This is a genomic window from Nocardiopsis valliformis DSM 45023 (genome assembly GCF_000340985.1).
GTDB classification, from domain to species: Bacteria; Actinomycetota; Actinomycetes; order Streptosporangiales; family Streptosporangiaceae; genus Nocardiopsis; species Nocardiopsis exhalans.
Window position 1 is genome coordinate 69,968 of sequence record NZ_ANAZ01000023.1, and the last position, 24,419, is coordinate 94,386.

Sequence of the window (24,419 nt, forward strand, 5' to 3'; positions counted from 1 at the left end):
GACTCCTGGAAAAAATCAGCCCCCAGGTATACAGTGCCCCCAAGTAACCAATGCCACTTGGTGGCACTTTTTCAAGGACCCCCCATGCCCGAAACGGCGATCCCGGCCAACCCCTCAACACAACGGCGGCACGGCACACTGGCTGTCCTCCTGCTCGCCTCCACTCTCGGTGTCATGTCCGGCACGATCCTCATGCCCGTGCTGGAACTCCTCCGCTCCGGTCTGGGGATCAGTTCCACCCAGGCCGGGACCCTGCTCACCCTCAACGGGCTGACCATCGCCGTCGTCAGCCCCCTCACCGGTTGGGTCGTGGACCGGGTGGGGGTGCGCGGCCCGATGTTCGTCGGCCTGCTCGTCTACGGGCTGGCGGGCGGGGCCGGGCTGGTCACCGACGACTACACACTGCTGCTGGCCAGTCGGGTCGTGTTCGGGATCGGCACGGCCATGGCGCTCTCCGCCCTCACGGTCGCCTTCCTGAACGGTTACCGGGGGCGCGACCGCGACCGCGTGATGGGGTGGCGGACCACCGCCGTCAGCCTGGGCGGCGTGGCCTGGCCGCTCCTCGGCGGCGCCCTGGGTGGGATCTCCTGGCAGGCGCCGTTCGCCGTGTTTCTCATCGGCATTCCCATGGGTGTGGCCGCGCTGTTCCTGGTCAGCACACCCGAAACCGGACCGGCCTCCGGCACCGGCGGATCAGTTGTCGGAGCGACCACCCTGCGCGCGGCGCTCGCTGCCCGGCCCGCGCTCCTAGGTGTGTTCGCGCTGTCCAGCGCGTACATGGTCATCACCTACGGGCTGCTCGTGTTCCTGCCCCAGCGACTGGCCGAGCTCGGCGTGCACGACCCGGTGGCGGTCTCGGTGAACGTGTCCCTGCTGACCGGGACCTCCGCCCTGGTGGGGCTCTTCTACGCCCGCCTGCGCCGGGCCGTGGGGATCAACGCGCTGCTGCGGACCACCGCCGCACTGTGGACGGCCGCCTTCCTCCTGCTGGGGCTGGTCGACGCGGTCCCGGCCCTGGTGGCGGCCGCCGTCCTGCTGGGTGCGGGCGGCGGGGTGTGGCTCACCTCGCTGACCGTGCTCATGGGTGTGCTGGTGCCCGCCCCGGTGATGGGGCGGGTGAGCTCGGTCTCCAGCACGCTGGTCTTCGTCGGGCAGTTCCTGTCCCCGCTGCTGCTCGGCCCTTTGATGGCGGCCACCTCGATCGCCACCGGCCACCTGGTGCTGGCTGCGGGCGTGGGGGCGATGGCCCTGGTGCTGCTGTTCGTGCGTTTCCCGACGGACACAGAAGAACGAGGCGAACAGGGTCAGAGCTCGCCCGGACAGGAGGCGCCAGCCTCGGGGAGCTCGCCCTCCAGCAGGTAGGCGTCCACCGCACCGTCGACGCAGGCGCGCCCGCCCGCGTAGGCGGTGTGCCCGCCGCCCTCGTAAGTGAAGAGCCTCGCCGTGACCAGCTGATCGGCCAGCTCCTCGGCCCACACGTACGGGGTGGCGGGGTCGTTCAGCGTGCCGATGACCAGGATCGGCGGCGCCATCAGGGCGTTCACCCCGGTGGGGGCGAGCTCGGTGTCGGGCCAGTGGGCACAGGGCAGGAACGACCAGACCTCGCCACCGCCGAAGAACGGGGAGAGGTCCGCGGCCCGCTGGGCGCCCTTGCGGTAGGAGCGGGGGTCGGTGGGCCTGACGTGGTCGGCGCACTGCACCGCGGTGAAGGCCGACTCGGTCGCGCCCGGGTCCTCCTCCTGGCCCGCGACGTAACGCTCCAGATAGGCCTGGACGAAATCGTCCCCGGTGTCGCCCGCGGCGATGCGAGCCAGGAGGCGGGCTTCCCCCTCCCACTGCCGCTCCAGGTACAGCGAGTCCCTCAGCAGCGCGAGCATCTCGTGTCGGCCGATCGTCTGCCCTTCGACGGCGATCGGATCGGCGTCGAGTCCGGCCAGGAGCGCCTCGGCCTCGGTAGGAGCCTGTTCCGCACCGGTGAACGGGCACTCCGGGGCCCCGTCCAGGCAGTAGGCAACAAAGGCCTCCCAGGCGATCTGCGCACCCTCGCTCTGCTCCATGCCGCCGGCGATCACGTCCCGTTCGAGCTGCACCGCACCGTCCAGGACCAGGGCGCGGGTCCGCTCCGCGAACATCTCCGCGTACAGGGCGCCGATGTGGGTGCCGTAGGAGTAGCCGACATAGCTCAGCTTCGGGTCGCCCAGGGCATCGCGGATCAGGTCGAGGTCGCGGACCACGTTGACCGTGCCCATGGTGGCGAGGAAGTCCGCGCCGACCTCGTCCACACAACTCCGGGCGAACCTCCCGGCCGCGCGATCCAGCTCCCGAAGCTGCTCCTCACTGACCTGCGCGGGTTCGACACCCCGGACCCGCGCCAGGGGCTCTTCCATGGCGTCCCACTCCGAGCAGGTGAAGCCCGAGCTCTCCCCCACCCCGCGCGGGTCGAAGGAGACGAGGTCGAAGGAGTCGCGGATCTGCCTGCTCACGGGCAGCGGCCCGGACCTGAACCGCTCGACCCCCGCACCGCCGGGTCCGCCGAAGTTGAACACCAGGGAGCCCCGGTGCTGTTCGAGGGTGCCCTGGGCCGGGTGTCGGACCACCGCTGTCTCGATCGTCTCGCCCCAGGGGTCACCGTGATCGACGGGGACGGTGACGGTGCCGCATTCCAACCGGGCCGTCCAGTCCGGGTCCCCCTCGGCCGGTTCGGCCGCCGCGAGCTCCTGCGGGGTGAAGCACGGGGCCCAGTCGATGTGCTGGCCGTAGAACGTGCGCTGACCGTCCCACTGGTCGGCCGGGGCGAAACCGGCCGTGACGACCAGTACCGCCGCCAGCCCCGCGGCCCCGAGTACCCGCCCACCCGTACAGCGCACCCGCACATCCACCTCTACTCCGAGTAAGGAAGCATCGAAAGTTCCATACTCTGAGTGGTCATGGCTGGAAGCGCGGAGAACATCCCGGTGGGCGGGTAAACAGTCCGTGCCGCCGCCCCTTTACCAGGCGGGACCTACCAGGCGGGGCAGGAGAGTCCGGCCTCCGGGACCTCACCTTCCAGCAGGTAGGCGTCCACGGCCTCGTCCACGCAGCTCATCCCGTAGCCGTAGGCGGTGTGTCCGTTGCCCTCGTAGGTGAGCAGGGTCGCGGTGGCCAGCTGGTCGGAGAGTTCCTCGGCCCAGGTGTAGGGGGTAGCCGGGTCACCGACCGTGCCGATCACCAGGATCGGCGGGGCGTCGGGGGCGGAGAACCCGGTGGGCGCCTCCTCGGTGTCCACCCAGTAGGCGCAGGGCAGCTGCTCCCACACCAGGTCGGCGCCGAAGAACGGGGAGTCCCCGGCCGCCCGCTGGGCCGTGTCCCGGTAGACGTCGGGGTCGGTGGGGTCAATCCGGTCAGCGCAGTTCACCGCGGTCAGGGCGGCCTCGGTGTCCGGTCCGCCGAACTCCGGGACGGGCTCGCCGGAAGCCTGCGCCCCGGAGTCGCCCTCCCCCGGTTCGGTGTCCTCCGGCTCCTCGTCCTGGCCGTAGCTGTCGTCGTAGAGCCGCTCCAGTTCCGGGTCGGCCTGCGCCGGGTCCTCGGCCACGGCGGCGAGGGCCTCGGTCAGGTCGGCCCAGGCGTCCTCGTGGTACAGCTGCAGACTCACCATGCCCAGCAGTGTGACCCCGTCCACCGGCATGTCCCGGACCACCGGCGGGTCCGCGTCCAGCCGGTCCAGGAGCTCCCCCATTTCCGCGTCCGCCGCCCCCGACCCGCTGAACGGGCAGCCCGGACCGCCCAGGCACTCGGCGACGAACAGGTCCCAGGTGGCCTGGAAGGCGTCAGCCTGGTCGGCGGCGATCTCCACGTTGGGGCGTTCGGTCTCCACCGCACCGTCCAGCACCAGCGCACGGGTGTTCTCCGGGAACATCTCCGCGTACAGGGCGCCGATGTAGGTGCCGTACGAGAAGCCCACGAAGGTGAGCTGCTCGTCGCCCAGCGCGCCGCGGATCAGGTCGAGGTCGCGGACCACGTTGACCGTGCCCATGGTGGCGAGGAAGTCCTCCCCCACCGTCTGGGCGCAGTCGTCGGCGTAGGCGCGGGCGCTCTCCTCCAGGGCCGCCAGGTCGGCGTCGGTGACGTCCCCGGGGTCGGTCACCGCCCGGCGGGCCTCGTCCATGGCGTACCAGTCGCCGCAGGCGATCCCCTCGCTCTCGCCCACCCCGCGCGGGTCGAATCCGACCAGGTCGAACGCGTCCTGGATCTGTTCGTCGAAGAGCGGGTGGTCGAGCATCGCCGCCCCGGACTCCCCGGGGCCGCCGGGGTTGAGCACCAGAGAGCCGATCCGCTCGTCGACGGGTCCGCCGGCGGGCCGCCGGGTCAGGGCCAGCTCCACGGTGCTTCCGTCGGGGTCGGCGTGGTCGAGCGGGACGGCGACCGTCCCGCACTCCAGGTCCTGGAGCCAGTCGGGGTCACCGCCCCACTCAGGCGCCTCGTCCAGTTCCTCCTCGGACAGGCAGGGCGCCCAGTCGACGCTGCCCGCGTCGGGCGCCCCCGTGTCCTCGTCCGGCGCGGTACACCCCGCGACCAGCAGTACCAGCACGGCCGTCGCCGTGATGCCGTTGTTGAACTTCATATCCCGCCGTTCCACTTCTCGCGCGACCTGACGGCCCCGCCCCCTGGTCCACCATCCTGGAGGACGAAGAGTGGGAAGCCGCGGACAGCGTCCCGGTTCCGGCGGGGCAATGTGATCAATACGGGGTCGGGAGAGCGGAAGTGACGGTCTCGTCCCCGGTCTACTGGCCGAAGAGCACGCTCTCCTGCTCCGCCATCACCACGTCGATCGCGGCGCTGTGCTCGGAACAGTCCTCCTCGACGTAGGCGCGGATGAAGGTCCGAGCCGACTCGGCCGCGTCGTCGCCCTTGCCGACGGTGGCCATCCCACCAGCCATGCCCAACTGGAGGACGATCGGCCTTGAGTAGTTCAGGCTCTGGTTTCCCTCGGCGTCGGGCTCCCCGTAGTCGAAGTTCTCATCAGCGCTGGCGCACAGTTCCGCGGCGCCCTCGTGCAGGGTCTCGCGCTGGTCGGCGTCCAGATCCTCCCACCAGTCGTCACCCGCCATCAGGAGCTCGACCGCCTCCTCCGTGGTCTCGGGAGCGGAGTCCTCGGTGGTTTCGGCGGCTCCCTCCGCGGATTCGTCCGCATCGGGCGAACAGGCCCCGAGGATCAGCACGGCGACAAGAACAAGGGGGAGATTGCGCATAGTTCTTCGACTTTCCACAGGAGGGGGCTTGCGCCCAGCCTGGCATACACAGAGGGTGAAGAATCACCCGTGACCGCTTGTGGTCACGCACGGCCTCCGATGGCAACTTTCCCATCGTGCGAGGCGTCTTCTACACCCCCAGCGACAGTGGAATCCCGTACCCTGTCAGCCACTCTGTGCAATAAAACGGGCCGGTTCCAGCTCAGAGCAGGCTGACATCGGTGGCCAGAACCTTCGGCGGGCGGGCCGGGTCCACCGCCACGAGCAGCGGCCGCAGCGGTTCACCGAAGTTGAGCTCTTCCGCGAAGTCAGGGGCCTCGGGATCGGCCTGGGCGATCCAGTCGACCAGTTCCCCCGCCCGGGTCACGTTCCGCCCGGGCCGGGTCAGGGCCAGTACCCTCCCGGCCACGTCGCAGCGCGCGTTGAGGTGCGTGGTCGCCGCGAACACGCTCTGCGCCCACGCACCGGGGCTCACCTCCCGCAGCGGCCCCTCGGCGGTGCGTCGGCGCAACCGCGCCGGTGCGGTCAGCCCGACCGCGCGGTCGTCGAAGGTCAGCACCAGCCCGGGCCGCTCCTGTGCGGTGAGGAACCCCTGCGGGTCGCGCAGGGAGACGTCCCACCACACCTCGCACTCGCCCGTGGCGGCCGCGGCGAGAGCGGAGCCGGCCAGCTCCAGCAGAGCGACGTCCACCTGGTCCCGGGCCGGCCCGGTGACCGTCTCGCCCAGGGGCACGGATAGGGGCTCGTACCCGGACAGCACCAGCGACCAGTCGATCCGTGCCCGCCCCGCCAACCCCCGGCGACCGTGGGCCAGGCACACCACTGCCCGGTCCTTGGGCAGCTGGTAGGTGGCGCAGGCCCCGCCGTGCCGGGCCGCCCGAGCCAGGCCCAGGCTCATCGCCTTGGTCCCGGTGGTGATGTCCACGACCACCGGGCGGGGGGCGCCGTGGTGTTCGCCCGGGCCACGCCCCCGCTCTGTTTCGATCCACTCCTGGACGGCCCGCTGGACCGCGCCGGAGTCGTAGCCGTCCACCGGGTCGGCGGCCAGGCGTACCCGGTCCCGGTAACCCTCGGCACGCAGGGCCGCGCTGTCGGCCGGGGGCGCGTCCGGGCGCTCGGCGGCGCGCAGGGCCCGCGCGGCGGCTTCGCGCACCCTGGCCCGCAGGCTCTGTTTGGAGGGCAGAACCAACGCGCGGGCCGGGCGGTGGGCGTGCATGGCGGCCAGGGTGCCCAGGCGGCTTCCGCCCAGCGGGGTGACCAGGAGCGGGGCCTCCTCCGGCCCGGGATGGTGGGCGGGCGGTTCGGTCGGCGGCCCGGGTTCGGGCACGGGAGCGGATTCGGGTGGGAGCACGTCGGGGACGGCCGCCCCCGGAGGCGTGTCGGCCAGGCTGGGGAAGAAGGCGTCGCGCACCGCATCGAAGGAGTTCACGCGCTCGGTCAGGGCGTCCAGGTTCCACACGTGGACGTGGCGTGCGGACAGCGCCGGGTTGTAGGCGGTGACCTGGTCGCGCAGGTCGGCCACGACCGGGCCCGAGTAGACGAAAAGGACGTGGGTGGCCCCGCCGAAGACCCGCCGGGCCTTGGCCACGGTCCATCCCGCGCGGGCGACCACGTCCTCGGCGCGGGTCTTGGTCTCCACACACAGCACCCGGTGCCGGTGCCGGACCAGGATGTCGAAGTCGGCGATGGATCCGCCGGGGCGGAAGGGGTCGGCGACCCTGCGCGAGCCCAGGACCTCGCTGTCGGGCCGTGCGCCCAGCAGCCGGCGCAGGTGGGCGAGCACGCGCCCCTCTGCGGCGATTCCGTTGAGTTCGCTCTCGGGCAGCTTCGGGAACGCCTCGGCCAGGGCGGCCGGGCCGCCGTCCAGGAACAGGCGCAGGGGCTTGGGGTCGCGGTCGGCCAACCAGCGGGCGCCGTGGATCCCGGCCAGGGTGCTCAGGTCGACGCCGTGCCCGGTCACCGGGCGGCCGGGGCCGGCGGTGTCGGCGCTGCGCAACAGGTCGCTGTGGGAGTCCAGGTAGAAGCGCCAGGCGCGGGCCTCGGGCGGCAGTGCGTGTTCGTGGTGCAGGGCGGCGGCCACACTCATGATCTTGGTTCCGCCGGTGTAGTCCAGGTACCAGGGTCGGCCGTTCAGTGCGGTGCGGACACTCTCCAGTAGTCCGGCGACCCGGCCGGGGTCGTGCGGGTCCGAACCCACGCTGAGGACACGTACGGAGCGGTCGGCGGCCAGGGCTTCGACGGCGCGGGCGACCCGGCGGGCCACGGCCAGGGTCCCGTCGCTGGCGACCAGAAGAAGGTGGTCGACGGGCAGGGTCAGGGCGCTGAGCAGGGCGGGGGTGGGGTTCTGTCCTACGAGGACGACGGCGACACGGGGGGCGGCGGCCACGGTTTCCTTTCCAGGACGCACCGTTTGCGGCCGTCACCAGACAACAGGAACGGGACCACAGTACTCACCCGTGTCCACAGTGCTCGCATTTAACCGCTGTGCTTACTTTTAACCGCAGTGGATCACTGGAGAACTTTCTCCCCTTTGTACCCATACTCGCACTCGTACACCGGAGCGCAGGTGAGGACGAAGGAACGGCAACCCCTGACCACGCCTTTGTCATCACGCACGAGGTCAGAGGGGACCAGCAGGTCGTGCCGCTCCGGGTGGGCCGAACTCACCACGGAGGAGACGATGAACCAGACCCCCTCCACCGGATCGGGCAGGCGGGCCCGGGTGCGCTCCTCCGCCAGCAACGGAATCCCCTCCACCTCCTGGAGGTGGACGCGCACGGCCTCGACCCGGGCGGGGTCGGGCGACCCCTGCCAGGTCCGGATCACCCGCGCGTGCTCGTCCACCACTGTCACCTCATGCGGCGTCAGATTGACCACGGACATCCAGCGACCTCCCGTAACTCTTGTTCCCTGCCGACCGCCCGCTTCGCCCGGACCGCCGCGACGCACCCCGCTCCGAGGCTCTCACCGCCCTCTCTCGGACACCCTTTCGGGCGATGGGCGCCGCCACCAGGAACAAAACACCGTTGTTATTTCTGAGGCCACTGTTTTCTATGACCGTTTTATTAGCCTCTTCGACAGCTAGTCGCCTTCGGTTCCATGGTCGATAATTGACAGTTCAGCCACACTGGCCATATTTTGTTGTATGACCTCCCGTTAACGCAGGAGTGTCATCACGAGTCTCACGCCTCGTTCACACGTTTCCCCGGAAGGGCTGGGGGAGCGTCCCAGCCCCGGAACATCCGGGGAGAAGAGTCCGTGAGCAAGCACCACTGCTCCGCCGGGGAGCTGTTCGGTTCGGCCACCTTCCTGCACGTGTTCACGCGCGTGCTGGGATGCGGACCGTGCTCGGCGGACGGAACCGCGCAGGGCTGCGTCGGCCACTCAGAGCAGTTCTGCGACTACGTCGACCTGTGCTTCGAACACTGTCCGTGCGAGCGGCACCAGGGCGATCCGCACAGCGTCATCGCCGTGCGCATGGTCGCCGTCATGACCGATGCGGCGGCTGACGCAGGCGTGGCAGCGGGCGCGCTCGGCACCGTGCCCGAAAAGCGGCGCGCGGTGGGCGCCAAGAGCGTGTCCGGCGCGGGCACGACGCCGGGTACGCCGCACGGCGTGAACCGCAGCGCGGTGGACCGCACCGCCGCGCACCGGCTCCGTGACGCCCTCGACGACGAACGCCGCGACCGGTCCTACAAGAACCTGCGCCGCGTCTACCCGCAGCCCGCCCCCAACGGCAAGGTTCGCTGCGCCTTCTCCGAGCGCCCCCGCCGCTGGGCCCAGCGGCGCGATGTCGCCCGGGTCGCCACCGACGTGGTCGAGCAGGAGGCCCTGGCCATGCTCGTGCTCACCGCCGGGTGGGGCAACCCCGCCGCCGACCTGCCCGAGGACATCCACCCCGGCGAGTCGGTGTCCTTCACCGAGGACGGCAGCGCGGTCCCCGTCGCCGACCTGCACGGGCGCCCGCTCACCGCGGTCAAGGAACCCCCGATGGTCTCCACCGCCACCGGCGACTACCTGCTGCGCAAGCTCGCCGAACTGGCCGCGGGCCGTGACGCCGACCCCGGCCGCACCCCCGACCAGCGCCGCCGCCTGCTCCTGCGCGGACTCCTGCCGAACCTGAGCGGCGAGGACGTGGCCCGGCGGCTCACCGGGGTCCTGGGACGGATGGCCGTCAACATGCCCGGCCACTTCGAACTGGTCCAGCGCGCCCGGGGCCGGGCCCGCAGCGCCCCCTACACCCCCGTGCCCGACCTGCCCGGGCCGACCGAGGGCGACGCCGAGCACGGTGACGGTCACGACGACGGTTACGGGCGACGGCGCGAGGTCCTGCGCGAGGCCGAACAGGCGTGGTTGAGCTGGCTCGCCCAGGAACTGGCGGCCGAGGCCCAAGCCCACCGGGCGGCCTTCAACGCCGACCCGCGGGGTTCCCTGGACGCCCTGCTGTGTCGCCTGCTGGACGAGGGGCCCGAGGTCCCCGAACTCTGGCGCGGCGCCCAGGACGACCCCGACCGCCGAGCCGACCTGCTGGAGGCGCTCGCCGAGACCATCAACAGCTGACCTGGAGGCTGAGCCGGAAGCCGGGCCGCAGACTCAGCCGAAAAGGAGCCCCTCCCGGAGTGCGGGGAGCACACCGGGAGGGGCGCGAGCTCATGGGAGCGAGCTCGCAGAGAGAAGGTGCAGGAGGAAAACGGTCAGGGGCGGGGCTTGAGGAGCGCGGGGAAGGCGAGTCCCGCACGGACTTCCCCGTACTCGCCCCTGACCGCAGGGAGGAGCGAACTCAGGAAGAGATTCGGAGTGGGGCCGGGTCCTGAGACCGGGTCCGTGCCGGGGCGACCGCGTGCTGGCTGCTCAGCAGGCGGAGCGCGTCACGGTCGGACTCACCGCGAGCGGTGTAGACCTCCAGGTGGTGGTCGGGGCTGTCGGGCTGAAGCCAGACCTGGTAGTCGACGTCCAGCTCGCCGACCGTGGGGTGCCGCAGAAGCATCGTGCCCACCGTGCAGTCACGGACCTCTCCCCTGGCCCACATGGCGGCGAACTCGGGGCTGCGCATGACCAGCTCGCCGATGAGCTCGGCCATCCGGGCGTCCGTGGGGTGGCGACCGGCAGTCAGGCGCAGGTAGGCCACGTGCACCAGGGCCAGCTCCTCCCAGTTGCGGTGCAGGTCCCGGCAGAGCGGATCCAGGAAGAACATCCGCGGGACCGACGGCCGGTTCTCCACGTCCTCGGGGGCATCGAAGTCCAGGTGTTCGGCGACCAGGGCATGCCCGGCCCGGTTCCAGGCCAGCACGTCCCCGCGCCGCCCCAGCAGGACCGCCGGGGCGCCTTCACCGAGGGAGTCCAGCAGGGCCAGCACCCTGGGGTGCGGCCGCTCGAGTTCGGGCCGGACCAGGCGCGGCACCGCCGGGCGACGGGCGAGATTGTGCAGGTGGACGGTCTCCGCGTCGTCGAGCCGCAGCACCCGGGCCAGGGCGTCCAACACCTGCTGGGAGGCGGTGCCCGCCTGATCCTGTTCCAGACGTGTGTAGTAGCCGTGGCTGACCCCGGCGAGCTGGGCCAGCTCCTCCCTGCGCAGCCCCGGCACCCGCCGCGGACCGTAGGCCCGCAGATCCACGTCCTCGGGGGTGACGCGGTCGCGCCGGCTTCTGAGGTAAGCGCCCAGACTCTCCAGTTCCATGTCTCGCATCGTAGGTCGGCGGGCCCGGGCCGTGCCTGCACCTGCCGGGGATACCCACGGCGGTGGTCTGGCCGGCGCCCGGGGCGGCGGGCACCGTCGGAGCCATGACAGAACGACTCTCCCCAACCGAACAGCTCACCTCACCCGCCCCGAGTACACGATCCGACCGCCGTGCGTGGCTGGGCCTGCTGGTCGTCCTGGGCCCGGTCCTGCTCGTGGCGATGGACAACTCCATCCTCCACCTGGCCATGCCGCGCATCAGCGAGTCCCTCTCCCCCAGCGCGGGCCAGGCGCTGTGGATCCTCGACATCTACGGCTTCGTGGTGGGCTCACTGCTCATCACCTTCGGCAGCGTCGGGGACCGCTACGGGCGCCTGCGGCTGATGACGGTCGGTGCCGTGGTGTTCGGCGCGGCCTCGGCCGGAGCGGCGCTCTCCTCCTCCCCCGAAGCCCTCATCGCCTTCCGCGCACTGATGGGGATCGGCGGAGCGACCCTGCTGCCCTCCGGGCTCGCGGTGATCAGCGAACTGTTCCGCGACCCCCGGCAACGCGCGCAGGCGATCGGGATCTTCGCGGCGACCTTCGCCACCGGTTTCGCGATCGGGCCCGTCACCGGCGGGCTGCTGCTGAGCGTGTTCCCGTGGGGGTCGGTCTTCCTGATCAACCTGCCGGTGGTCGTGCTCTTCCTGGTGTTCGCCCCGGCCATGCTGCAGGAGGTCCGCGGGACCCGGCCCGGACGGGTGGACGTGCTGAGCGTGGTGCTGTCCTCCGCCGGGCTGCTTCTGACCGTGTACACGCTCAAGGACGCCGCGAGCCACGGCCTGGGCTGGCACCAGGCACTCACGGGGCTGGCCGGGGTCGCGCTGGTGTGGTGGTTCCTGCGTAGGCAGCACCGGCTCGAACACCCGCTGGTGGAGCTGGGCCTGTTCCGGGAGCGCGTCTTCGCCTTCGCGATCGTCACCGGACTGCTGTCCCTGCTGGTGTGGGCCGCGGCGAGCTACCTCACCGGGATCTACCTGCAGTCGGTGCTGGGGCTGGACGTGCTGACCGCCGCCCTGCTGGCGGTGCCGGGCGCCCTGGTACTGACCGTGACGTGCGTCGTGACGCCCCGCTTCTTCGAACGGATCGGTAGGAGGATCGCCCTGGCGGCCGCGCACCTGTTCGCCGGGGCGGGGCTGGCGCTCCTGCTGTTGGCGGGCACGGAGTCCGGGGTCGGCTGGTTCGTCGCCTCCACCATGATCGCGAGCATCGGGTACGGCATCTCATTCAGCGTGGTCGCCGACGTCGCCGTGTCGGCGGTGCCGCCGGAACGGGCGGGGGCGGCCGCCGCGATCGCCGAGACCAGCAACGAGCTCGGCAACGCGTTGGGCATCTCCCTGCTGGGCGCGACGGCGGCTCTGGTCTTCCGGCTGAGCGGCCCCGATGTGGCGGGCACGCTCAACGAGACCCTGGCGGTTTCGGGGTTGGCGGAGGGCGCGGCCGAGTCCGCGCGGGCGGCGTTCCTGAGTGGGATGCATGTGGCGGTGGTGATCGGCAGCGCGGTGTCGTTCGCCGTGGGGCTGCTCATCCTGCGTCTGGTTCCCCGGGCTCCCCGGGCTGCCCGGGTTTCTCAGGCCGCCCCGGCTTCCCGGAGTGTTCGGTGAGCCGGAAGCGCTCGGTGAGCGGGGGCAGGACCGGGTACTCGGCGAACTGGCGCAGGGACATCACCGCCGTCTCCGACCACGGCAGGCGCCCGCGCCAACGACTGGCCAGGAGCACGTCCACCACCTGGTCCACCTGGCGCCAGTCATCGACCGCACGGTACTCCGCCAGGGGTGTCGAAAAGGCGTCCAGGAAGGCGGTGACCTGTCCGGGGGTGGCGGCGGTGACCCCCGCGGCGGGGTCCAGGGACAGGTCGGCGGCGCGGGCGCGGCGGTCCACCAGGTGGAGTTCGGGGCGCAGGTGCACACTGCCCATGCCCAGGGACTTGCCCATGCCGATCTTGTGGGCGTGCTCGGGGCCGGCGGGGTCTCCGCCGTCGACCGGGTTGGCCAGGAGCAGCGCCCGCAGCAGCGCGCCGAGTTCGGCGTCGGTGAGGTTGGTGAAGGTGATGCGGGAGCGCAGGGTGAGACCGTCGCGGAGCGGGACGATGTCGCGCTGGGTGTCCCGGGGCGGCGCGGCCTCGGATCCTGCGGGGATCACCTCGAGCCCGAGTTCGTCCTGGGCGCGTTCGTCGTAGCGGACGGGCGAGCCGAGGCGGGGGTCGTGCCGGTGCAGGTAGGTCTTGTATCCGCCCAGGCGGATGCGTCCTTCGTGGGACCACGTGACGATGTCCGGTCGCTCCCCTGCCGCGGTGTCGGGGCCCTGGACCAGGTAGTTGGCGAAGCAGCCGCGCTGCGGGGAGAGCAGTTGGACGCGCAGGGTGGCGCCGTCGGGGTAGTCGGGACCGGGGTCGTGGTGGTGGGGGTTGTCGGTGTGGCCGGGGAGCAGAACCGGGTGGCCGGGTTCGGTGGCCAGGGCGGGGCCGAAGGAGACCCTGCCCTTGAGCGCCCCCGCCTCCCCGGCGAAGACGTCGACGTCGCCGAAGACCGCCCGGCACACGTCCACGGTGCGCCCCGCCCGGTCGGCGCGGTCGGGGTCACCGTGCTGGGGGCCGAGCACCGGACCGGGGACTGCGCGGCGGATCGGGTTGTCGTCGCTGACCGCGATGCGGTAACCGCCGGAGCGGCCGAAGGAGACCACGTGGCCGGACGGGTCCACGTCGAACCAGACCGGTTCCAGGCTCCGCCGGGGCAGTCCGCCGCCCCCGGTCCCGGCGACGGGCGGCCGGGCCGGGTCGCTGCCCCCGGCTCCCAGCGTCTCGGGGAAGGCCACGCGCTGGTAGTCGGTGACCTGCTCGGCGGACTCGAACAGCTCCACCATGGCGTCGGGGACCGGGAGCCGGCCGGTACGCAGGTTCGGGGGCTGGGGGAACAGGTAGGCGTTGCGCCGCTCCCCGGCGGCGGCCCCGGTCAGGACCACCAGGGCCGGGATCACCCCGCCACCGCCGCCGGACCCCGTGTGCGCGGTCAGGTGGGCGAGGGCTTCGCCGCGGGTGGGGGCGACCGCGGCGACCCCGCGCTGCCCTGGCAGGTGGACGGCGTGGACCCAGCGGTGCTGGAGCCGGCCGTGCTGTTCGTGGGTGGTGGGCACGTAGGTGTTGCCCCGGGGCGGGTCGGGGAAGTCCCCGACCCCGAAGTCCCAGGTGCGCAGGCTCTGCCGGAGTACCTCGAAGGGCACCTTGAGCACCCGGCCCGGTTCGGGCTCGAGCGTCGTGGCGGGGACCTCGACGACGTACCAGCCCGTGTCCTGGGGTGACCGGTACAGGAAACCCTGCTTGGTGTGCGTCCCGGCGCGGCGTTTGCGGTAGTGGTCGTGCTGCTGGGCCATGACCTGGCGAGCGCGCGTGGACAAGGAGGTGTCGGTGCCGCCGGGATCTACGCGCACCGGGGCGCGGAAGAACAGCATGGGGGTGTTGACCGGGCCGCTCTCACCGCTGGTGAGCATGCGCAGCGTGTTGCGGATCAGGCCGCGCAGGGTGGAGCCGGGCACGACGGGCACAGAGCGCTCTCCGTGGGGGAAGCGGGCGGAGCGGTGCACGCGGCCCCGGCCCGGGGCCTGGCCGACGAAGGTGGGGGTCAGGGTGGTCAGGGTGAGATCGATCCACCCGGTACGGGTACCCGGGACGGTGTGGTCGTGCGAGCGGAGCAGCTCCCGGGTGTCGTGGTCGGGGTGCAGCGCGGCCGCGGGCACGGGGGCCTCGGCCAGCCGGACCAGGCCGTAGGGCGCTGTGGCGCGAAAGGGAGCCGTGGTCTGGTGAGGGCTCTTTCCGGCAGCGATCTGTCTCGGATCCACCATCAGCGCTCCTCCTCCTGCCCCCGGCCATGATCCAGGCCCCCGGGTTCGACCTGGTCACCGGTGCCGACGTCGAACTCAGGGCCGGTGGGCTTGGTCCCGGCGCGCAGCCCGGTGAGCCGGTGGAAGGCCACCCCCACCGCGCCCGTGAGGGGGTCGGCCGCCCAGTACTCCCGGACGGTCAGCCAGGTCCCGGAGCTCTCCAACGCGCCCCGGCCCCGCTCCGGCAACGGCCGGAGCCGCCCAGAGAAATCGGTCCAGGCCACCGGGAGCACCGCCTCGGCCCCTGACGGCTCCCTGGTCACGGATCGGGGCACGTCCCCCTCCAGCGTGCGGCTGTGGTCCGCCCCGGGCCACCCCTGCAGCAGGAACGACCGGTCGCGGGGGCGCAACCACTCCGGGACGTCGCCCTGCCCCTCGGCGCTGACCCACCCCGATCCCGCCCCCTCACCCAGGCGGATCTGCGCGTGCGGACCGAACACCAGGACCTCCAGCACCCGCCACCGGTCGGTGCCGGGATCCAGTGAGGGCGCCGAGAGGTGCTCGGTGGGCGGGGTGTCCGAGCGGGACCAGCGGTCGCCGGGGCAAGCCCCGGTGATCCGCCCGTCCCCGAGCTCGGCCAGCAACCACTGGGGACCACCGGAGGTTCCCGGCGGCCCGGCCGCGTCGAGCGCACGACAGCGCCGGGCCCGGACGAACACGTCGTCGAGGACCTCGTCGATCATCGCCGCGGAGAGCCCCCTGACGTCCACTCCGACCGGAGCGGGAGGTTCGTGGGAGTGCCGGTTCATGAAAAATCCCCATCATCGACTGGTCGGGGTGCGGAGATCCTGCGGTGCAGGGCGGGCAGCCAACCGCGTGCGACCTCGGCGTCGCGGCCGTGCGGGTTCGCAAGGGCGGCGATCAGGTCCACCTCCTGTGGTGCGGAGCCGTCCCCTTCGTGGCTGACCAGCACCGCGCGGGTGGCGACGAGCCTGCCGTTTCCGCTCCCCGAGCCCGCGCCGAGTGTGTCCAGGGGGACCGTGGCCAGCTCACGCACGACCAGGGCGAGCAGCCCCCGGACGGCGTCGTCAGGTTCGGTGACGTCGAAGACCACCTCGGCCGACCCGCCGCAGTGCAGGTCGGTGGTGAACAAGCGCCCGTCCACGGCGTCACCGAACAGTGCGTCCACGGTCAGGCGAGTGGTGGTCAGGGCCGCACCACCGGTGAGGGCGGGGGTGGCGCGCAGGCGCACACGGGAGGGGGCGGGCGGGGGGTCGAGGCGCTGGTCGCCCCCTCCCGTGTGTGGCTGCGCGCCCCACCAGTACGCGTGCCACTCCCGCCAGTCAGTCTCCTCCCCCGCCAGGTGTTCGGCCGCGTCGCGGACGAGCCGACCGCCGATCCTTTTGAACAGGGCGAACAGTGCGGTGTCGCCCAGAACCGGACGCAGCTCCACCGCCGGGTTCCCGATCTCGGAGCCGGTGCCGGTGACGACCGGGCGTCGCCGGTGAGCGCGGTCGACCTCGGCCAGTCGGTCGTCCGCGGGGATGTCGCCGATCATCAGCAGCCCCGGTCGCAGTTCCCGGGAGAGGGGTGGCCGCCCCGTGGGAAGGGGTTCAGGGCGCTCGGCCACGTGCAACCGCATGCGCAGTTCGGCCCGATGCCGACGGTCCACGCCCACGGCCCGGGCCGCCAGACGGGCCGCGGCAGCGTCCCGGCCGTTCTCGCGCAGCAGGACATCCAGGAGCCCGGCCAGCTCCGCACCGGAACGATACTTCGGGAAAGCGCTCTTTGAGGCCTGGTCCTCCGAAGCCCTGATCCCGGAGGTCTGTCCCTGATCAGGCCGAACCCCAGGAGAGAGCTCTCTGGTGGATTCGCGTCGGTGGGGAGGGTGCTCGGTGGGCTGGTCGGCGGGGGTGGCGAGGGCCGCCTGCCCTTCCTGCCAGCGGGTGGACCAGTCGCTTGCGTGGTAGGCGAACCATCCGTGTTCGTCGGTGAGGTCGTGGCGGCGGGCGACCCAGCGGACGGCCCGGACCGCCCCGTGGCCCCGGCCCGAACGGGCGCCGATCCGGATGCCCGGGCCGTCGTCGCCCAGCCCTCGGGCGGCCAGGGTCAGCAGGGTGAGTAGATGGGCCTCCTCGGCCGGTGCGGTGATACGCAGTCGCAGGTGAGCGGTGAAAACCGTGCCCGCCGGCAGGACCTCCCATTGCCACATCCGACCGGGGTACACACTGCCGGTGGCCGGGTCCACCCGGCTGCCCACGCGAACCGTGACACCGGCTTCCTCCGGCAGGGTGGCGTGGGAGTCATCGATGTCCAGGGGGCTGGGCAGCGTCGTGAGAGCGCTCTCCTCGGTGAGTTCCCCCGCGTCACTGGACCCCAGCAGCGCGGCGGCGCCGACGGGGTCGGCGGTGCGCACGAGCAGTTCGTGGCGGAGCAGGCCCGCGAGGGTGGTGGCGCGCAGCCGGGGCACCCCGGTGCGCGGATCGCGGTCCAGGTGCAGGTCCACGTCACTCTCAGCGGTGTGCCGGGGGGTGGCCCGGGCCGCACCGATGTGGGTGTCGGTGAGCAGGAGAAGCCGGACGGCGAACTCCCAGACCGGCCCGGCCGGTCCGGGACCGTGCGCAGGCTCGGGGCTGGGGCCGGGGCCGGTGTTCAGCACTGCGCGGCTCCGGCCCGGTCCGGTTCGGTACGCAGGACTCGCGCGGCCTCGGCCAGCCAGGAGGAGACCAGCAGCAGACACAGGCGGGCCGAGGCGCGGCGCTCCCACTGTTCCGCGCCGGCTGAGAGAGCGCTCTCCCGGGTGGTCGGGGGCAGACCGTCGGGCGAGGCCAGGTCCACGGCGGCCAGCGCCTGGGCGTAGGCCGGGTCCTGTACGAACCGGGGGCGGTTCCGCTGCCACCAGGCGACGGCGGCGGTCCCGCCCGAGAGCCCGCTCAGCCAGGTGTGAACCGCGACCGGACGCTGCTCCCCCGGGTGGACCAGCCGGGCCCGTTCCAGTGCCCGCACCGCCCGTTCCCGCAGGATTTTGTGGGCGCTACGGCCATCCTCACCGTTGAGGGTGTCCCCGAGAGCGGTCAACGCCTCGTCAGCGGTGCGGTCGGGGTGGGACACCACCTCGCGCAACCGCCCCAGGAGACTGGGGGTGAGCGGGGCGAGGGTGTGCACCGAGGCCTGGGCCAGGGCCCGGGCGTGGTCTCGGACCCGCTGGGCGGCGGCGTTCCACAGGAGTTCGTCGTAGAGGGTGCCCGACTCGGAATCTGATTCGGGGGCCAGCGGTGCGGGTGCGGGCAGCACCCGCCCGTCGGGCAGGGTGACGGTGCCCTCGCTGCGCGCGGTGATCGGTTCCGAGGTCGGTGGGAGCGGTTCGGGGTGAGGCGGCGGGTCGACCAGGGCGAACTGGCCGTACCCGTCCACGAGGCGCTCGCCCAGCGGGTGGGCCTCCAGGTCGCGGACCAGGGCGGTGGTCAGCTCCCGTTCCACGCGCAACCGCACCACTGAGCCGGGGGCAGCGGCCCACCGCTGGGCCATCGGGCCGCGGTAGGCGCGGTGGTAGGCGCCGACCAGTACCGGTTCCACATGGGCGGCCACCACCGCCACCGCGGTGCCGGGCAACCGCCGGGCCAGGAGTTCGTGTACCGCGGGGACCAACGCGTGCGGGCGGCCCTGGCCCTGTTCGCCCACCAGCAGCGCGGGCGAGAGAAGCAGGAGGTCGACCTCCTCCCCCGCCCGCCGGGAACGGTCCGCCCCCGGCCACTCCACCCGGTCCGGGGACAGTAGCCGGTCCGGGCGGACCGGCCCCACCGTCACCCCGCCGTGGGCCCGGGTGCCGCCGCCCCCGAGGGTGAGGGTGCCCTCGGCGTCGGTCAGGACGGTGACGATCCGCTCGGCGAGGCCGCGCAGGAAGGCGTGGTCGGGGCCGCGCAACTGCCACCGGGCCTCGAAGACCTGTCCCGGGTCCAGGCTCGTGGTGAAGAAGGGCACGCCCCGGCCCGTCTCCCCGGTTCGGGAGCGTCCGAGATAACGCTCGGCGGTGGTGCGCACGGCCGCCCGCAGTGACCGGTCCGGGGTGAGCGGATCGCGGACCGCCCGGTAGGGGACGCCCGGCCGATCCGCTCCGGGGGCGAACACGTCCACGAGGGTGTCCCCGTCCTTTCCCGGGGTGTACAGGTGGGCGGGCGGCGGGTGGGCGACCACCTGTACCCCGTCCCGAGCGTGCTGTTCGAGCCGAGGGTGGGCCGGAGCGAAACGCACGTGCTCACCCCTCGCCACCCATGCGGTGAGCTCCTTCTCCAGCCCGGCCCGTTGCAGGGCCGCCGCGAGCATGCCGCGCTGTGCGCGCCCGCTCACCGTGGTCTCGGAGTCCACCCGCAGGGGGTCGAAGGAAGTACGCACCGCCAAGGAGTCGGTGAGCACATAGCGCAGGGGGAGATAGGCACTCACGGGATCGGACGGCAGGCGCTGTTCGGGACTTGCGTGCTCTTGCGAGTTCAGGGGCCGAGGGAGGTGGGCGGGTTGGTCGGGGTGCACGGACCGGGTCAGCTCCGAGAGACGAAGGGGGTGCGGGTGGGGGGAGGGGGTGGGCCCCTCGGTGTGGGTGGGGTCCAGGTGCTCGGCGGGGGTGGAGGTTCGATCGGGGGGCAGGGATCGGGTGGAGGTCATGGTCGTGGGGCCTCCCCTGCCCGGGCCGGGGGCGCGGCCAGGGCCAGGGTGGTGGCGCGGGGGTTCGGGTCGTCGGGGAGGGCCAGGTGCACGTCCACGCGGCCGCGGCCCCGGCTGGCCTTCCGGCCAATCTGATCGGTGGCCAGACAGGCCCGGGCCAGGCAGCGCCAGTGCTCTTCCTCCGGCGGAACCGCCCAGGTCAGGGGGGCGATCAGGACCAGTCCGGGCAGGAGCACCCGGTTGGTGCGCAGCCGTCCCGGTTCGGGTGCACCGTGCGGGCCGACCTCGATCCCCGATTCCAGGGTGGTGTGCGCGTCGGTGACCGCCCGGCGCAGGGTGGAACGGATGGGTTCGGCGCGGCCCGCCAGCGCGTGGGCGACGGCGGCGCGCACCTCGTCGCCGGGGACCGCGTGGCCCGTCCTCAGGATGCGGTCAGCACCGTGGGAGCGGCTCCGGCCGAATACCTGGTCCACCGCTTCGGCGAGGTCCGGGGCGACCCGAAGAGCGCTGAGCGCGCCCGTGCGCAGTCGGGCGGCGAGCCGGTGGCGGGGCAGGTAGGGCAGTCCGTGCTCGTCGGTGACCACGTCGGTGTCGGCTCCCGTGCCGTCCGCGCTGGCCCCGACGAACAGCGCGGGAGAGGCCAGACGCACCACGATCCGGTCCGGATCGGTCATCGCGGCCCACCTCCGGCGGGCAGGCGGGGGTCGAGTGCCGCGGACAGTCCCGGATCCACGTGCAGATCCATCACCCCGACCGCGTCGAGCAGCTCCCCGGGGGTCCACCCCTCGGGCAGCGCCACGGGGTTCCCGGTCACGTGGGCGCGGCGGGCCAGTTCCGGGGCGGGGTCCGCACCGGACTCCAGCAGGGGGACCAGCGCCGAGACCAGCCAGCCCCGGTGGCGGGTGTCGCCGTCCGCGACCAGACCGCCGTGTGCGGACAGGTAGCGGTCCAGGAAACGGGCGAAGGCGGTGCCGGTCATCGGCAGGGCGGTGCGCGGGCGCTCGGCCCGTAGGGCGAGTTCGAAGCGGCGCACGACCCGGTCGACCCCGTCGAAGCGGGTCGTCCAGGCCACGACGTGTTCCTGGGCGGCGGTCGGGTCGGTGGCGGCCGCGGCCAGCCGTCGCGCCTTGGCCAGGCGACACATGGCCTCGCACAGGTCGTACCCGAGGGAGAGCGGGGCGCCCACCGGTTGCACCGCGATCCCCGCACCGACGGTGGGCACGCACGTGGTGTGGCGGCGGCCGTCGGCGGTGGCCACGGTGCGGCCCGGGACGCGGGCACGGGCCAGAGCGCGGTGCAGGGCCACCCTGGGATCCCCGGGGTCCCCGATCGCCTCCGGGTCGGCGTCCAGCCACTCCAGCGCGTACCGCACCATGCTCAGCGCCAGCCGGGCGTCGCACAGCACGGTGAGGTCGTCTCCGGCGACCACGATCGGCCGCACCGGCAAGCGGATCGGGCCGGGTGGTTCGTGGTCCAGGGTCAGGGGTCCGCCCGCACCGGTGCCCGGAACGGTGGGGGCTCGTCCCGGCTCCGTCCGGACGGTGGCGGCCACCGCGTGCACCAGGGCCCGGGCCAGTCCTTCGGTGAGTCCGGCGATCCGGGTGGAGAGCGCTCTCTGGGCCAGGGCACCGGAACCGGGCACCTCCGGGTCGCCGGCTCGCTCGCGGTACTCACCCAGGATCGTGCCCAGGCCGTTGACGTCCAGGTGCACCACCGCGACCCGGCTCACCTCGCCGTGATCGCGGCCGAGCCGGTCCACCTCCATCGGCAGAGCGAGTCCGGAGCCGTCGGCGGAGCCCGCCCCCGCGAGCCAGGCGTCGCTGTGCGCACGGTGCCAGCGGCGGCCGATCCCCCGGGCCCGGGCGACGTCGGCGGCCACCCGCTCGTGCACGCGCCCCCGGTCGCCCAGGGGCCTGCTGCTGTCCACGGCCTCGGCCGGGGCGCCGCTGACCGAGCACACAGCCGTGATCCCGTAACCGTGCGCTGGAGTGTGCAGCGCGGACATGTGGCGGCGGGCGCGGCGCAGCCGGACCGGGAGTTCGGCCAGCGCGGTGTCGAGGTCGGGCAGGGCCGGCTCCCCCGGGACCGGGACGGCTCCCGGCCCGTAGGGGACGTGGGCGACCACCGGGGTGAGGCCCCCCGCGCGGTCGCGGAGCCTGCGCGTGTAGCGTCCGGTGAAGTCCCGGGCCACCGCCGGATCGGCCACGACCAGGGTCAGGGCCCCGCCCGCGTCCCGCAGCACCAGGCTGCCCGGGGGAACCAGGTCGGCCACCCCGTGGACGGGGTCGGAGGTGTCGGTGAGCTCGGCGACCAGGGCGGCACGGCCCACGGCGTCCAGGATGCGGCGGCCGCTGTAGACGTAGGCCTGGATCCCGCGCAGGTCCACGCCAACGAGCACCCCGCTGACCGGTGGGGCGCCAGAGTGGTCTGGATAATGGGCGTGTTCGGGGACGAAGGGGCCCGGAGTGCGGGGTTCGGTCGGTCGGTGCTCGGGGGCCTGGGTCACCGCGACGGACTCCTCATGGCCGGGGGACGGCGGGGACGGCGTGGGGGCGCCGAACGGGAAGCGGGTGTCCTGCTGACCTCTCTCGGACGGTGACGCCGTCAGCACCACCGATACCAGGTGTCACGGGCCCGCGTCATCTTGTTGGCCCCTTCCGGTCACTCGTGCCCCTGCGGGCGCGCGACCGCCCGTGTCTGTCCGAGAGAGCTCAGTGCACGGACCGTCCCCGTCCGGAACAGCGTCCAGAGCAAGGAAAGGCCCTCCATGGCGACCCCGCACAGTCACGACCAGCTCTCCCGATCCGAGCGCGAGCGGCCCTCCGCCGGCAAGCGGACCGGTCCCGCGCTGACCCCGGAGGACCTCGTCCCGCACCTGCTCGGCCTGGCTCGCTCCCTGCGGCAGGGCGACGGGCGCACGCCGCCGGGGCCGATGCCCCACGAGAACGGCGCCTGATCCGCTCGGCCTGAGCAACCGTACAGGCCGAGAACGCCCCGGCTCCTGGACACGAGAGGCGCAGGGCCGTCCGCACCTCTGGAACCCGCCGAGAGCCCTGGGCCCGCCGAGAACGGAGTGCGCTGCCAGCAACCCCGTCGGCAGCGCACTCGGGCCATCAGGCGGGCGATCAGGCGGACCGTTCAGCGCAGGCCGACAGCGCGGTGCCCGCCTACGGCACGGCGTCCCGCAGAGCGGACCAGAACAAGAAGGAGGCTCCCACCCCGTCCACCGGGTGGGAGCCATGGAGGCGGCCGAACAGCCGTCAGGGTGGGGCACCGGCCCCCGCCCGCCGTCCTCGGGCGGGAACCGGCGGTCTGTGGGTCAGTCGAACAACGTGCCCCCGAAGTCCTCGGCCTCGGCGACCGCGTGCGCCCGGCTGTCGGCCGCCCGAGGCGGGTTGCGCCGCACCCGGCGTGTGGCCCGACCCGAACGCGGGGCGGGGACCTGGGGCGCGCGCTGGCTCTGGGTGACCGTGTCCACCCGCACCGACCCGAACCCCTGGGCGGTGTACTTGCCGACACCGGCCAGCTCCAGGAGCTCCAACAGGGCCGCGAAGGTCGCGGTGCCGCGGTGTCCGCCGCCGACCGCCTCCAGATGCAGCCCGCCGCGCCAGCCCAGGACGGTCCGGCTCTCCGCGTGGTGGTGTTCGGCCAGCCGTACCTCCTGCCCGGGCAGGGTCGAACGCCGCACCTGGGCCAGGTCGGTCAGCGCTTCTTCGAGCCAGGAGGCGGCCAGGGCGGGCGGTGCGAACCGGGCCACCGCGCCCACCGCGCCGCTGCCGCCGACGATCTCGCCGCTGGAGCGGTGCACGGCGCCGAAGAGGCGCCGGGGGTTGGGCCAGATGTGCGGGACCCGCTCACCGGTGGCGTCCCTCGTGTTCATCACCACGGGGGTCTGGGTGCGCACCTCGGCGGTGCGTACGACGGCGGGGCCGCGCGTCTCGGTGAGCATTTCGGTGTAGGAGGAGTCGAAGGTCCGCGTGACCGAGAGGGGTTCGAGGACGTGGTCGCCGACCCGCTGGGCGGAGCCGACCAGCTCCCCCGGGTCCAGGGGCGCCGGATTCTCGTCGTCCAACCAGGTGAGCGTCCAGTGGTGCAGCCGATCGCCCAGGGGGCGGAGCCAGCCGTTCATCGCCCAGCGTTTGGCGGCGGCGTGCTCGGACGCGGGCTGGGGCCACCAACGGTTGAGCAGCCCGTGACAGTCCTCGGGCCGGATCGGCCGCGCCGTGTCCGCCTGGTCCCGCAGGATCACGGTCCACCGTCTGGGCACCGCACACCACCCCTTCACGTGGTCATGACGGCGATAGTTCCCGCCGTACTCAGTTCACCGATGACTTCTCTCGGACAGTCCCGCGCAACCGGGCTCCCACACGCCCTCAGCTACGAACATGCGCCGCCGACCGCCCCGGTCGCTCGCGGGCACCGTTCCCGGGGACGCTCGTGCGCCCTCAGGAGCCTCCGGCCATCTCCAGCAGACGCAGTACCGTACGCCAGTTGCGCGCGGTGATCTCCCCCGGGCAGTGTCGTCCGACCACGGCGGGCAGTTTCGCCTCGCGGGCACCGCACTCGTGGTAGGTGAACACCTCCGTGGGCGTGATGGCGATGCGCTCACCGGGGTAGGCGGCCAGGTCGATCGAGGTCAGACCGGCGGTGTCCACGGGTTCGGAGCAGAACAGCACCATGAACACGGAGGGGTCGGCCACGTCCAGGGGATTGGCGGCGACCACCGCACGGAACTGCTCCAGGGGGCGCACCATCACGGGAACGTCGAAGCCGAACCGCGCATGGACCGCCTCGCGCACGGCCGCTCCCACCACCTCGGGGTCGGGCTCGTCCGCGGCGACCACCGCGTTGCCGCTCTGGATGTAAGTGACCACGTCGGTGTACCCGAGCCCGGCCAACAGGGCTCTGAGGTCCGCCATGGGCAGTTTCCGGTGCCCGCCGACATTGATCCCGCGCAGCAGCACGATGTGTCTGGTCATACCAGCCATGGTGCCGCAGAC

General features: G+C 72.8%; 18 protein-coding genes. 4 read left to right on the forward strand and 14 right to left on the reverse strand.

Annotated elements, in window-relative coordinates:
• The first annotated feature begins 84 nt into the window (after positions 1–84).
• The gene (locus D457_RS33050; protein ID WP_017582602.1) at positions 85–1,362 is read left to right on the forward strand and encodes an MFS transporter; all 1,278 of its coding nucleotides are present in this window, start codon (positions 85–87) and stop codon (positions 1,360–1,362) included.
• On the opposite strand, the gene D457_RS0120795 is transcribed toward D457_RS33050, so the two are convergent.
• The 5 genes from D457_RS0120795 to D457_RS0120815 all read right to left on the reverse strand — a co-directional run bounded on the left by D457_RS0120795 (position 1,305) and on the right by D457_RS0120815 (position 8,111).
• On the reverse strand, positions 1,305–2,867 hold the full coding sequence (locus tag D457_RS0120795; RefSeq protein WP_039831657.1) for an alpha/beta hydrolase: 1,563 nt from the start codon (positions 2,865–2,867) through the stop codon (positions 1,305–1,307). The genes D457_RS33050 and D457_RS0120795 overlap by 58 nt on opposite strands.
• Before the next feature lie 134 nt (positions 2,868–3,001).
• Entirely contained in the window at positions 3,002–4,600 is a 1,599-nt protein-coding gene (locus tag D457_RS0120800) for an alpha/beta hydrolase (protein WP_017582604.1), read from the reverse strand.
• Positions 4,601–4,760: 160 nt separating this feature from the next.
• Positions 4,761–5,228, reverse strand: coding sequence for a hypothetical protein (locus D457_RS0120805; RefSeq protein ID WP_026116858.1), 468 nt, complete (start codon positions 5,226–5,228; stop codon positions 4,761–4,763).
• A 202-nt stretch (positions 5,229–5,430) separates the two neighbouring features.
• The gene (locus D457_RS0120810) at positions 5,431–7,614 is read right to left on the reverse strand and encodes a nuclease-related domain-containing protein (protein ID WP_017582606.1); all 2,184 of its coding nucleotides are present in this window, start codon (positions 7,612–7,614) and stop codon (positions 5,431–5,433) included.
• A gap of 122 nt (positions 7,615–7,736) precedes the next feature.
• Complete coding sequence (locus D457_RS0120815; RefSeq protein ID WP_017582607.1) at positions 7,737–8,111, reverse strand: hypothetical protein; 375 nt, start codon at positions 8,109–8,111, stop codon at positions 7,737–7,739.
• 375 nt (positions 8,112–8,486) lie between these two features.
• On the opposite strand from D457_RS0120815, the gene D457_RS0120820 reads away from it, so the two are divergent.
• Complete coding sequence (locus D457_RS0120820) at positions 8,487–9,788, forward strand: hypothetical protein (protein WP_017582608.1); 1,302 nt, start codon at positions 8,487–8,489, stop codon at positions 9,786–9,788.
• Between the two features lie 220 nt (positions 9,789–10,008).
• On the opposite strand, the gene D457_RS0120825 is transcribed toward D457_RS0120820, so the two are convergent.
• Entirely contained in the window at positions 10,009–10,905 is an 897-nt protein-coding gene (locus D457_RS0120825; protein WP_017582609.1) for a helix-turn-helix transcriptional regulator, read from the reverse strand.
• A 104-nt stretch (positions 10,906–11,009) separates the two neighbouring features.
• Here D457_RS0120825 and D457_RS0120830 point away from each other — a divergent pair, with 104 nt between their 5' ends.
• Complete coding sequence (locus D457_RS0120830) at positions 11,010–12,548, forward strand: MFS transporter (RefSeq protein WP_051072986.1); 1,539 nt, start codon at positions 11,010–11,012, stop codon at positions 12,546–12,548.
• Here the strand turns inward: D457_RS0120830 and D457_RS0120835 are convergent.
• Genes D457_RS0120835 through D457_RS0120860 form a run of 6 tightly spaced genes read right to left on the reverse strand, consistent with a single transcriptional unit; the run spans position 12,469 to position 21,925 of the window.
• Positions 12,469–14,781: a TIGR03986 family type III CRISPR-associated RAMP protein gene (locus tag D457_RS0120835; RefSeq protein WP_017582611.1), complete on the reverse strand. Its 2,313-nt coding sequence runs from the start codon at positions 14,779–14,781 to the stop codon at positions 12,469–12,471. The two genes, D457_RS0120830 and D457_RS0120835, sit on opposite strands and share 80 nt — an antisense overlap.
• Positions 14,781–15,569, reverse strand: coding sequence for a hypothetical protein (locus tag D457_RS0120840; protein ID WP_017582612.1), 789 nt, complete (start codon positions 15,567–15,569; stop codon positions 14,781–14,783). The genes D457_RS0120835 and D457_RS0120840 overlap by 1 nt, the downstream gene beginning before the upstream one ends.
• A complete protein-coding gene (locus tag D457_RS0120845; protein WP_017582613.1) occupies positions 15,566–17,419 on the reverse strand; it encodes an RAMP superfamily CRISPR-associated protein in 1,854 nt (617 codons plus the stop codon). Before D457_RS0120845 ends, D457_RS0120840 begins: the two co-directional genes overlap by 4 nt.
• Positions 17,413–19,419 carry a type III-B CRISPR module-associated Cmr3 family protein gene (locus tag D457_RS0120850; protein ID WP_017582614.1) on the reverse strand — a complete coding sequence of 669 codons (2,007 nt, stop codon included), beginning with the start codon at positions 19,417–19,419 and terminating at the stop codon, positions 17,413–17,415. The genes D457_RS0120845 and D457_RS0120850 overlap by 7 nt, the downstream gene beginning before the upstream one ends.
• Complete coding sequence (locus tag D457_RS0120855; protein WP_017582615.1) at positions 19,416–20,093, reverse strand: hypothetical protein; 678 nt, start codon at positions 20,091–20,093, stop codon at positions 19,416–19,418. The genes D457_RS0120850 and D457_RS0120855 overlap by 4 nt, the downstream gene beginning before the upstream one ends.
• Positions 20,090–21,925, reverse strand: a complete 1,836-nt coding sequence (locus D457_RS0120860) for a hypothetical protein (protein WP_394297049.1) — start codon at positions 21,923–21,925, stop codon at positions 20,090–20,092. Before D457_RS0120860 ends, D457_RS0120855 begins: the two co-directional genes overlap by 4 nt.
• A gap of 261 nt (positions 21,926–22,186) precedes the next feature.
• On the opposite strand from D457_RS0120860, the gene D457_RS0120870 reads away from it, so the two are divergent.
• The gene (locus tag D457_RS0120870; protein WP_017582618.1) at positions 22,187–22,375 is read left to right on the forward strand and encodes a hypothetical protein; all 189 of its coding nucleotides are present in this window, start codon (positions 22,187–22,189) and stop codon (positions 22,373–22,375) included.
• A gap of 363 nt (positions 22,376–22,738) precedes the next feature.
• On the opposite strand, the gene cas6 is transcribed toward D457_RS0120870, so the two are convergent.
• Both cas6 and D457_RS0120880 read right to left on the reverse strand, forming a co-directional pair.
• Positions 22,739–23,686, reverse strand: a complete 948-nt coding sequence (cas6, locus tag D457_RS0120875) for a CRISPR system precrRNA processing endoribonuclease RAMP protein Cas6 (protein WP_026116860.1) — start codon at positions 23,684–23,686, stop codon at positions 22,739–22,741.
• Positions 23,687–23,864: 178 nt separating this feature from the next.
• Entirely contained in the window at positions 23,865–24,407 is a 543-nt protein-coding gene (locus D457_RS0120880) for a DUF1697 domain-containing protein (RefSeq protein ID WP_026116861.1), read from the reverse strand.
• Positions 24,408–24,419: the final 12 nt, after the last annotated feature.